Origin of the sequence: Pseudomonas sp. S11P7, assembly GCF_023195435.1 — a bacterium.
In the GTDB taxonomy this organism is placed as follows: domain Bacteria; phylum Pseudomonadota; class Gammaproteobacteria; order Pseudomonadales; family Pseudomonadaceae; genus Aquipseudomonas; species Aquipseudomonas fluorescens_G.
The window spans coordinates 5198053-5208131 of record NZ_JALPKS020000002.1 but is presented as its reverse complement, the minus strand read 5'-3'; the positions used below and the strand labels follow the sequence as shown (position 1 = coordinate 5208131).

General features: G+C 60.8%; 9 protein-coding genes and 1 pseudogene. 7 read left to right on the top strand and 3 right to left on the bottom strand.

The annotated features are described in order from the left end of the window. Positions 1 to 36 precede the first annotated feature (36 nt). Positions 37 to 1047, top strand: coding sequence for a class 1 fructose-bisphosphatase (locus M0746_RS23855; RefSeq protein ID WP_039756611.1), 1011 nt, complete (start codon positions 37 to 39; stop codon positions 1045 to 1047). Positions 1048 to 1049: 2 nt separating this feature from the next. Continuing rightward, positions 1050 to 1652, top strand: a complete 603-nt coding sequence (locus tag M0746_RS23850; protein WP_258450801.1) for a DUF924 family protein — start codon at positions 1050 to 1052, stop codon at positions 1650 to 1652. 193 nt (positions 1653 to 1845) lie between these two features. Here M0746_RS23850 and M0746_RS29635 read toward each other — a convergent pair whose 3' ends face one another. Both M0746_RS29635 and M0746_RS29630 read right to left on the bottom strand, forming a co-directional pair. Next, a complete protein-coding gene (locus M0746_RS29635; RefSeq protein ID WP_394599419.1) occupies positions 1846 to 2610 on the bottom strand; it encodes a methyl-accepting chemotaxis protein in 765 nt (254 codons plus the stop codon). Positions 2611 to 2703: 93 nt separating this feature from the next. Continuing rightward, a pseudogene (locus M0746_RS29630) lies at positions 2704 to 3738 on the bottom strand (HAMP domain-containing protein); the annotation flags it as partial. 283 nt (positions 3739 to 4021) lie between these two features. Here M0746_RS29630 and M0746_RS23840 point away from each other — a divergent pair. Both M0746_RS23840 and M0746_RS23835 read left to right on the top strand, forming a co-directional pair. Then, positions 4022 to 4276 (top strand): hypothetical protein, encoded by a 255-nt coding sequence (locus M0746_RS23840; protein ID WP_093105895.1) that lies wholly within the window; start codon positions 4022 to 4024, stop codon positions 4274 to 4276. A 29-nt stretch (positions 4277 to 4305) separates the two neighbouring features. Further along, complete coding sequence (locus M0746_RS23835; protein WP_090280288.1) at positions 4306 to 4875, top strand: lipocalin family protein; 570 nt, start codon at positions 4306 to 4308, stop codon at positions 4873 to 4875. 123 nt (positions 4876 to 4998) lie between these two features. On the opposite strand, the gene M0746_RS23830 is transcribed toward M0746_RS23835, so the two are convergent. After that, positions 4999 to 6363, bottom strand: a complete 1365-nt coding sequence (locus M0746_RS23830) for a formimidoylglutamate deiminase (RefSeq protein WP_258450799.1) — start codon at positions 6361 to 6363, stop codon at positions 4999 to 5001. A gap of 145 nt (positions 6364 to 6508) precedes the next feature. Here M0746_RS23830 and hutC point away from each other — a divergent pair, with 145 nt between their 5' ends. The 3 genes from hutC to hutU all read left to right on the top strand — a co-directional run bounded on the left by hutC (position 6509) and on the right by hutU (position 9947). Continuing rightward, on the top strand, positions 6509 to 7219 hold the full coding sequence (hutC, locus tag M0746_RS23825) for a histidine utilization repressor (protein WP_162803449.1): 711 nt from the start codon (positions 6509 to 6511) through the stop codon (positions 7217 to 7219). Continuing rightward, positions 7216 to 7788, top strand: a complete 573-nt coding sequence (locus tag M0746_RS23820) for a HutD/Ves family protein (protein WP_258450798.1) — start codon at positions 7216 to 7218, stop codon at positions 7786 to 7788. The genes hutC and M0746_RS23820 overlap by 4 nt, the downstream gene beginning before the upstream one ends. 473 nt (positions 7789 to 8261) lie before the next feature. Continuing rightward, positions 8262 to 9947: a urocanate hydratase gene (gene hutU / locus M0746_RS23815; RefSeq protein WP_093105877.1), complete on the top strand. Its 1686-nt coding sequence runs from the start codon at positions 8262 to 8264 to the stop codon at positions 9945 to 9947. Positions 9948 to 10079 lie beyond the last annotated feature (132 nt).

Genomic DNA, 10079 nt, shown 5'->3' with positions numbered 1-10079 from the left:
GCGGGTTTTTAGCCCCCCATTCCACCGGAGCCGTCCATGTCCCGCGTTACCTTGAGTCGCTATTTGATTGAGCAGACCCGCAGCAACAACACTCCTGCCGATCTGCGCTTTTTGATCGAAGTGGTGGCGCGTGCCTGCAAGGAAATCAGCCACGCCGTGTCCAAAGGCGCCCTGGGTGGTGTTCTGGGCAGCATGGGCACTGAAAACGTCCAGGGCGAAGTGCAGAAGAAGCTCGACGTGCTGTCGAACGAAATTCTGCTCGAAGCCAACGAATGGGGTGGTCACCTGGCCGGCATGGCGTCCGAGGAAATGGACAATGCCTACCAGATTCCGGGCAAATACCCGAAAGGCGCCTACCTGCTGGTTTTCGACCCACTGGACGGTTCGTCGAACATCGACATCAACGCGCCGGTTGGCACCATTTTCTCGGTACTGCGTTGCCCGAATGAATACCTGAGCCAGAACGAGCCGCTGAACGAAAAAGCCTTCCTGCAACCAGGCACCCAGCAAGTGGCCGCCGGTTACGCGATCTACGGCCCGCAAACCATGCTGGTGCTGACCCTGGGCGACGGCGTCAAAGGCTTCACCCTCGACCGCGAAATGGGCAGCTTCGTGCTGACTCACGAAGACATCACCATTCCTGAAACCACCCAGGAATTCGCCATCAACATGTCCAACCAGCGTCACTGGGAAGCCCCGGTCCAGCGCTACGTCGGCGAGTTGCTGGCCGGTGAAGAAGGTCCGCTGAAAAAGAACTACAACATGCGTTGGGTCGCAGCGATGGTTGCCGACGTGCACCGCATCCTCACCCGTGGCGGTCTGTTCATGTACCCGCGCGACAGCCGTGAGCCGTCCAAGCCGGGCAAGCTGCGCCTGATGTACGAAGCCAACCCGATGTCGTTCCTTGTCGAACAAGCGGGCGGCGCCTCCACTGACGGCCATCAGCGCATCCTCGACATTCAGCCTGAAGGCCTGCACCAGCGTGTCGCGGTGTTCCTCGGCTCGAAAGAAGAAGTCGCGCGCGCCACGGCTTACCACAAGGAGTAACCGTGACTGCGCCCTGGCAGCTGTTGCTCGACTGGTGGTTCGGACACGCCGAATCACCGGACGCAGTCGCGGCTGACAAGGGCAAGTTGTGGTTCGGCAAGCGAACCAGCCAAGACCTCGAAGCGCAGACGCGTTTCGGGGTCTTTGTCGATCAGGCCCTGGCCGGCGAATTGACCGAGTGGACGCAATGTCCCGAAGGTTGGCTGGCGGTTGTGCTTTTACTCGATCAACTGCCGCGCATGATCCATCGCAACACCCCTAAAGCCTACTCCGGTGATTTGCGCGCGCAGAAACTCGTCGCCCAAGGCATTGCTGCGGATTTCGACCGGCAGTTGAAACCGATCCAGCGTGTGTTCATTTATCTGGTATTTGAACACTGCGAAAACCTCGCGGTGCAGAACGAGGCAGTGTCCCGATTTATCGCGCTGGTGGCTGAACAGCCGGAAGCGCAGAGGGCGGTGTTTGCAGATAATCTGGATTATGCCGAGCGGCATCGCCAGGTGATTGCCCGTTTTGGCCGGTTTCCGCATCGCAATGCGGTGTTGGGGCGGGAATCTACGGCTGAGGAATTGGCGTTTCTTTCTGAGCCTGGGTCGCGGTTTTAAAGGCTTTCCCTCACCCTGACCCTCTCCCGGAGGGAGAGGGGACTGACGGTGTGTTTAAGCATGATGCGTCGACTGCAATTTCTGAGTCGAACTCAGGACTGGAATATTGCCCGATCGGCTCCCTTTCCCCTCGCCCCCTTGGGGGAGAGGGCTAGGCGGGCGGCGTTCCGATGAGGGGGTAAGCCCTTGATCTTCAGATCCTGAAACTACCCACCAACTGCTTCAACCGCGCCGCCTGCTGCTCCAGGTCCGAACACGCGCGCAAGGTCGCCTGCAGGTTTTCCACACCTTCCTGATTCAGCGTGTTGATCTCGCTGATATCCACATTGATCGACTCAACCACGGCGGTCTGCTCTTCGGTCGCGGTGGCCACCGACTGGTTCATGCCGTCGATTTCGCCGATGCGCTGGGTCACGCTGCCGAGGCGTTCGCCGGCCTGGTTGGCGATGCCGACGCTGCTTTCGCTCTCGCGCTGGCTCTCGGTCATGATGCTCACCGCCTGACGCGCGCCGACTTGCAGTTCTTCGATCATCTTCTGCACTTGCTGCGCCGAATCCTGAGTGCGGTGGGCGAGGTTGCGCACCTCGTCGGCGACCACGGCGAAACCACGACCGGCCTCACCGGCGCGCGCCGCTTCAATCGCGGCGTTGAGCGCGAGCAGGTTGGTTTGCTGGGAAATGCTGGTGATCACTTCGAGAATCTGGCCGATGTTCACCGTGTTGCTGTTGAGGGTTTCGATGTTGCCGCACGAATCGCTGATCTTCGCCGACAGCTGCTGCATGGCGTGGATGGTTTTATCCACCACTTGCTGGCCTTCTACGGCGAGGCCGCGCGCATCGCTGGAATGCTGCGAGGCGAGGGCGGCGTTCTGGGCGATTTCCTGGGCGGCGGCGCCGAGCTGGTTGATCGCGGCGGCGACGCTGTTGGTACGGCTGGCTTGCTGGTCGGAGTTATACATCGACGAGTTCGACGCGGCGACCACGCGCAGGGCGACTTCGTTGACCTGGCCGGTAGCCGAGGACACTTCGCGGATCGAGGTGTGAATACGCTCGACGAAGCGGTTGAACGAGGTGCCCAGCGCGCCAAATTCATCGTTGCCGTGAATCACCAGACGCTTGGTCAGGTCGCCTTCACCTTCGGCGATATCGTGCATGGCGCGGCCCATGGTCAGCAGCGGTTGCATCAGCACGCGAATCAGCATGCCCAGCAGGGCCAGAATGATGACCACGGCAATGGCCATGGCGATCAGCGCTGAGGTGCGGAACTCGCTGAGCATGGCGAAAGCGGTGTCTTTATCGAGCACCAGCGCCACATACCAGTCCGCCGACGGCACGCCGTTGACGCGGGTGAAGGAGATCAACTGAGTCTTGCCGTCGAATTCGACTTCCTTCAGGCCCGGGCTGACTTTGGGTGCGCCATTCGGATAGGCCTCGGCGAGGGTCTTGAGCACCAGTTTGCTGTCCGGGTGAATGAGGATTTTGCCTTCAGCGCTGACAATGAACGCATGACCGTGACCGCCGAAGTTCAGCGAGTTGATGATTGCGCTGACACTGGTCAGATCGATATCTGCACCGGCGACGCCGAGCATCTGGCCCTGGCGCTGCACCGGCGTGGCGACGGTAATCACCAGTTTGCCCGACGAAGCGGCGATGTACGGTTCGGTGACGATGGTCTGTTGCGCGGAGTTGGCCGCTTTGTACCAGCCGCGGGCGCGCGGGTCGTAATCCGGCGCGCGATTGCCGGCCGGCACCGAGAACATCACGCCGTCCGCGCCGCCGAAATAGCTGAGCTGAAAATTACCGGTGTAGGCGGGCAGGTCGATGATGCGCTTGAGGCTGGCCGGCGCGTTGCCGTCGACCGCGACCTGCTGGGATAACGATTGCAGCAGCTGGATGCGACTTTCCAGCCAGGTCTGGATGTTGCTGGTGGTCAGACTGCCCAGTTCCTGCATGGTCGCTTCGGTACTGCTGCTCAGGGCCTGACGTTGTCGATAGTCGTTGAACAGAATGAAACAGGCGAATGCAACGGCCACCACGAGGGCGGCAGCCAACAAGATCTTGTGGCTGAATTTCAGGTTTCTGGTCATCGAATGAACTACCGAGCAAGGGCTGGTCAGGAAAGGGCGGCAATTTGCCATATTCCCTGGCGTTGCGCTGCTCTTATTTCGACCGGCGCGCGCCAAAGATTAGGCGTGCTGGCGGAAAATCGACGAAATGCTCAATAGCCCTACAAAGTGTCTGATTTAACCGATAAATGCCGGACGAGCGGATGAACAAATAGCCATCTCGCCAGGGAACCAGAGGAGGGTTTTCTCTTCTAAGCTTCTGGTTGGCACCATGCCAGCCCCCTTCCGCTCCAGGAGTTACACCATGTCGCTGCGATCTCTCGCCCTTCTGTGCTTTTGCGTGCTGCTGGCCGCATGCAGCAAGGTCAATCAGGAAAACTACTCGAAGCTCTCGGCCGGCATGGCCAAGGCCGAAGTCGAGACCCTGCTGGGCAAACCGACTGATTGCTCGGGTGCGCTCGGCATGTCCAGTTGCACCTGGGGCGACAAGAACAGCTTTATCAGCGTGCAGTACGCCGGTGACAAAGTGCTGATGTTTTCCGGCCAAGGCCTGAAGTAAACCGGGGCTTTGCGCCCACGGAGAAAAAAATGAAGCGGTTATTGTTAGTTCTTTTTGCCGGCCTGGTTTTGGCTGGCTGCGCCACTTCCGGCGTCGACTCGTTGGCACCGAAAACCGTCAACAGCGTCAATCTCAAGCGTTATCAAGGCACCTGGTACGAACTGGCGCGTCTGCCGATGTACTTCCAGCGCAACTGCGCGCAATCCGAAGCGCATTACACCCTCAAGCCTGACGGCAACGTCGCGGTGCTCAACCGCTGCCTGACCCCGGACTGGCAATGGGAAGAGGCCAAGGGCACGGCGTATCCGCAAGTGCCGGGCAAGACCGACAAGCTCTGGGTGGAGTTCGACAACTGGTTCTCGCGCCTGCTGCCGGGCGTCGCCAAAGGCGAATACTGGGTGTTGTACGTCAGCGACGATTACAAGACCGCCATTGTCGGCGACCCGAGTCGCAAGTACATGTGGCTGTTGTCACGCACGCCGACCGTCAACGGTGTGGTGCGCGAGGACTTGCTGAGCAAGGCGCGTCAGCAAGGGTATGACACCACCCGGCTGATCTGGCGGGCGACGGATCGGCAGATGGCCAAGACCTCGAATTAAGCATTTGTATTGATCGCTCCCACGCTCCGCGTGGGAGTGTCTCAATGGGACGCTCTGCGTCCGCTTTGGGACGTAGAGCGTCCCGGGCTGCATTCCTGTGCTGCGCGTGGGAACGATCAATCGTCAGCCTAGAAGATCGCGCAGGACTTGGGTGAAGGCTCGGGCGCTGTCTTCTTCGCCGGCATGCCTGCCGTCGCGCACCACCCACTGACCATTGACCATCACATCACGCACCTGCCGGTCGCCACCGGCGAACAACCAGCGATTCAAAATCCCGTCGCCACTGGCTGTCGCCAGATAAGGGTCGTTGCCATCGAGCACAATCCAGTCGGCACGCTTGCCAACTTCCAGTGCGCCAATCGCCTGCCCCAACGCCTGCGCGCCGCCATCCAGCGCAGCGTCATACAGCGTGCGCCCGACCATCGGCTGATCCGCGCCGTACAAGCGATTGCGGCGCTGATCACGCAGGCGCTGGCCGTATTCAAGCCAGCGCAACTCCTCCACCACGCTCAGCGACACATGGCTGTCGGAGCCGATGCCCATGCGCCCGCCCTGAGCGAGGAAATCCACCGCCGGGAAAATCCCGTCGCCCAGGTTCGCTTCGGTGGTCAGGCACAGACCGGCGATGGCGCGACTGTTGGCCATCAGCGTGACTTCTTCCGGGTTGGCGTGGGTGGCGTGGACCAGGCACCAGCGTTGATCGACCTCGACATTTTCATACAGCCATTGCAGCGGCCGACGCCCGCTCCAGCTCAGGCAGTCGTCGACTTCTTTTTGTTGTTCGGCAATGTGGATATGCACCGGGGATTGTTTGTCGCTGGCGGCGAGAACTTCGTTGATCTGCTGTGGCGTCACCGCGCGCAGCGAGTGGAAACACAGGCCCAGCGATTGCGCCTTTTGCTGCGCCAGTAATGGCTGCAGGCGCGATTGCAGATTGAGGTAATTTTCCGTGCTGTTGATAAACCGTCGCTGGCCTTCGTTGGGCGTCTGGCCGCCGAAACCGGCGTGGCTGTAGAGCACCGGCAGCAGGGTCAGGCCGATGCCGCTGTCACTGGCAGCCTGGCTGATGCGCAAGGCCAGTTCGGCCGGGTCGGCATACGGCTGACCGTTGCTGTCGTGGTGCACGTAGTGGAATTCAGCAACCGAGGTGTAACCGGCCTTGAGCATTTCGATGTACAGCTGACGGGCGATGATGCCGAGCTGATCCGGGCTGATTTTTCCGACGAGCCGGTACATCAGATCGCGCCAGGTCCAGAAACTGTCGTTCGGGTTGCCGGCCACTTCGGCTAGCCCGGCCATCGCCCGCTGGAACGCGTGGGAGTGCAGATTCGGCATGCCCGGCAGCAACGGGCCGCTCAGTCGTTCGGCGCGGTCTGCGCTGGCATCGGCCTGGATTTGGGTCAACAAGCCATCGGCGCTGACCTCAAGACGTACATTATTGGCCCATCCATTAGGCAGCAGTGCGCGTTCGGCAAAGAAGGCGGACATGGTTCGGCACCCCATCGTGTGTTATTTGTATATACATATACAGACGTTTGCCTGCCCGGTAAACTCCGGCAAGCTAGCCACTTTCATCCAAGAACAGGGATCCACCGTGCCGACTCCGCCTCCAGTCTCCCCGTTGGCCGCGAACATGGGCGACAGTCCGGCGCCCTTGTACGCCCGCGTCAAACAGATGATCACCCAGCAGATCGACAGCGGTAACTGGCCGCCGCATTACCGCGTGCCGTCCGAGAGCGAACTGGTCAGCCAACTGGGTTTCAGCCGCATGACCATCAACCGCGCCTTGCGCGAGATGACCGCCGACGGCTTGCTGGTGCGTATGCAGGGTGTCGGCACTTTCGTTGCTGAACCCAAAAGCCAGTCGGCGCTGTTCGAAGTGCACAACATCGCTGATGAAATCGCCTCCCGCGGCCATCGCCACACCTGCCAGGTCATCACCCTTGAAGAAGAGGCCGCCGGTTCCGAGCGCGCGCTGGCGCTGGACATGCGCGAGGGGCAGAAGGTGTTTCACTCGCTGATCGTGCATTACGAAAACGACATTCCCGTGCAAATCGAAGACCGCTTCGTCAATGCGCTGGTCGCCCCTGAATACCTCAAGCAGGATTTCACCCTGCAAACCCCTTACGCCTATCTCAACCAGGTCGCGCCGCTGACCGAGGGCGAGCACGTGGTCGAGGCGATTCTCGCTGAGCCGTCCGAGTGCAAATTGCTGCAGATCGAAAAGGGCGAGCCGTGCCTGCTGATTCGGCGCCGCACGTGGTCGGGCCGTCAACCGGTGACCGCTGCGCGCTTGATTCACCCCGGCTCCCGTCATCGTCTCGAAGGGCGGTTCCATAAATGAGTAACGAAGTGAAGGTTCTGCGCGCCGCAGGCTACCCGCGCATGCCATGGAAAAACGGCGGCGGCAGCACCGAAGAAATCACCCGCGATGCAGGTGCCGGTCTCGACGGTTTCGGCTGGCGTCTATCGATTGCCGACATCGCTGAATCGGGCGGCTTCTCGACGTTCGCCGGTTATCAGCGGGTCATCACCGTGTTGCAGGGTGACGGCATGACCCTGTGCGTCGATGGCGAAGACACCCGGCCGCTGTTACCGCTCGACCCGTTCGCCTTCAGTGGCGAAAGTCAGGTGTCGTGCACGCTGCTCGGCGGCGCGATTCGCGATTTCAACCTGATCTACGCACCGCAGCGTTACAGCGCGCGGTTGCAGTGGCTGGAGGGCGAGCAACGCTTGTTCAGTTCGGCGTCGACGCTGCTGGTGTTCAGCGTCAGTGACGCGCTGCAGGTGCAGATCGGTGACAGTGCTTCGCAGTTGGGGCGACATGATTGTCTGCAACTGGACGGTAACACCGGGTTGATCGAAGTCTCGACCTATGCCGCTTGTTGCGTGATCGAGCTGACAGCTCGCTAATGACCCCTTTCTCTTGATCGTTCCCACGCTCTGCGTTGGAATGCATCCATTGACGCTCTGCGTCACCAGCGAACGCGGAGCGTCGTGGCGGCGTTACCACGCAGAGCGTGGGAACGATCCCGAAACCTGTTTCCCGCACGCACCAACTTGTTACCGAACGCCCCAGCGTGGCGCAATACCACGCCCATCTGGCAAACCCCCAATTCACAAAAACACTCCTGCAAAAAATTTCATTCACGCCTGAGCCCTTGATCCAGAGGCTCTCCAGCCCTTTACGCAATTTTTCCTGAACGCCCCTCCAACAAGTTGGCCGCTTGATTGCATATGCTTGTATGTACAAGTAAAGACGTATGCGTATGAGTCGCTCGAGACTCTCCGCAGCGTCCACTGATTCGCTTGTCGCGCATTGATGCACGCAGGCTGCTTACCCACTGCCAGGGTTGGTTTGAATTGATCGCTGAGGAGTCTTTTTCGTGACTGACAATAAGCCTACTAAGGTTCGTAACGTCGAAATCCGTGCATCGCGCGGCAACAAGCTGACCGCCAAGAGCTGGCTGACCGAAGCGCCACTGCGCATGCTGATGAACAACCTCGATCCGGAAGTCGCCGAGAACCCGAAAGAGCTGGTGGTCTACGGTGGCATCGGTCGCGCTGCGCGTAACTGGGAGTGCTACGACAAGATCGTCGAAAGCCTGACCAATCTGAATGACGACGAGACCCTGCTGGTGCAATCCGGCAAACCGGTCGGCGTGTTCAAGACCCACAGCAACGCCCCGCGCGTACTGATCGCCAACTCCAACCTGGTGCCGCACTGGGCGAGCTGGGAACACTTCAACGAACTCGACGCCAAAGGCCTGGCCATGTACGGCCAGATGACCGCCGGCAGCTGGATCTACATCGGCAGCCAAGGCATCGTGCAGGGCACCTACGAAACCTTCGTCGAAGCCGGGCGCCAGCATTACAACGCTGACCTCAAAGGTCGCTGGGTGCTGACTGCCGGTCTCGGCGGCATGGGCGGCGCGCAGCCGTTGGCCGCGACACTGGCCGGCGCCTGCTCGCTGAACATCGAATGCCAGCAGGTCAGCATCGATTTCCGCCTGAAAAGCCGTTACGTCGACGAGCAGGCCAAAGACCTCGACGACGCGCTGGCGCGTATCGACAAATACACCAAGGAAGGCAAAGCGATCTCCATCGCCCTGCTGGGTAACGCCGCCGAAATCCTCCCGGAGCTGGTCAAGCGCGGTGTGCGCCCGGACATGGTCACCGACCAGACCAGCGCCCACGACCCGCTCAACGGTTACCTGCCAGCCGGTTGGAGCTGGGACGAATACCGCGCCCGCGCCAAGACCGAACCGGCCGCGGTGATCAAGGCCGCCAAGCAGTCGATGGCCGTGCACGTCAAAGCCATGCTGGAATTCCAGAAGCAGGGCATTCCGACCTTCGACTACGGCAACAACATCCGTCAGATGGCTCAGGAAGAAGGCGTCGAAAACGCCTTTGATTTCCCAGGCTTCGTGCCGGCCTATATCCGTCCGCTGTTCTGCCGTGGCATCGGCCCGTTCCGCTGGGCGGCATTGTCGGGTGATCCACAGGACATCTACAAAACCGACGCCAAGGTCAAAGAGCTGATCCCCGACGACGCACACCTGCACAACTGGCTGGACATGGCCCGCGAGCGCATCAGCTTCCAGGGTCTGCCGGCACGTATCTGCTGGGTCGGCCTGGGCCTGCGCGCCAAGCTCGGTCTGGCCTTCAACGAAATGGTCCGCAGCGGCGAGCTGTCGGCGCCGATCGTCATCGGTCGCGACCACCTCGACTCCGGCTCGGTCGCCAGCCCGAACCGCGAAACCGAATCGATGCAGGACGGTTCCGACGCCGTGTCCGACTGGCCACTGCTCAACGCCTTGCTCAATACCGCCAGCGGCGCGACCTGGGTTTCCCTGCACCACGGCGGCGGCGTCGGCATGGGCTTCTCGCAGCACTCGGGCATGGTGATTGTCTGCGACGGCACGGACGAAGCGGCCGAACGCATCGCCCGCGTTCTGCACAACGACCCGGCGACCGGGGTCATGCGTCACGCCGATGCCGGTTACCAGATCGCCATCGATTGTGCCAAGGAGCAGGGGCTGAACCTGCCGATGATCACCGGCGGCAAGTAACACACATCCCTGTGGGAGCTGGCTTGCCAGCGATAGCGGTGGCACTGCTGGAGATGATGTTGAAGGTAGCGACGTCATCGCTGGCAAGCCAGCTCCCACAAGGTCCGTGTAAGCCCGAGAGAACTGTTAAAA

Coding starts and splice junctions, on each gene's coding strand:
- hutC (WP_162803449.1), top strand. CDS start 6,509: ATGGGCGACAGTCCGGCGCCCTTGTACGCCCGCGTCAAACAGATGATC.
- M0746_RS23830 (WP_258450799.1), bottom strand. CDS start 6,363: ATGTCCGCCTTCTTTGCCGAACGCGCACTGCTGCCTAATGGATGGGCC.
- M0746_RS23855 (WP_039756611.1), top strand. CDS start 37: ATGTCCCGCGTTACCTTGAGTCGCTATTTGATTGAGCAGACCCGCAGC.
- M0746_RS29635 (WP_394599419.1), bottom strand. CDS start 2,610: ATGTATAACTCCGACCAGCAAGCCAGCCGTACCAACAGCGTCGCCGCC.
- M0746_RS23840 (WP_093105895.1), top strand. CDS start 4,022: ATGTCGCTGCGATCTCTCGCCCTTCTGTGCTTTTGCGTGCTGCTGGCC.
- M0746_RS23820 (WP_258450798.1), top strand. CDS start 7,216: ATGAGTAACGAAGTGAAGGTTCTGCGCGCCGCAGGCTACCCGCGCATG.
- M0746_RS23835 (WP_090280288.1), top strand. CDS start 4,306: ATGAAGCGGTTATTGTTAGTTCTTTTTGCCGGCCTGGTTTTGGCTGGC.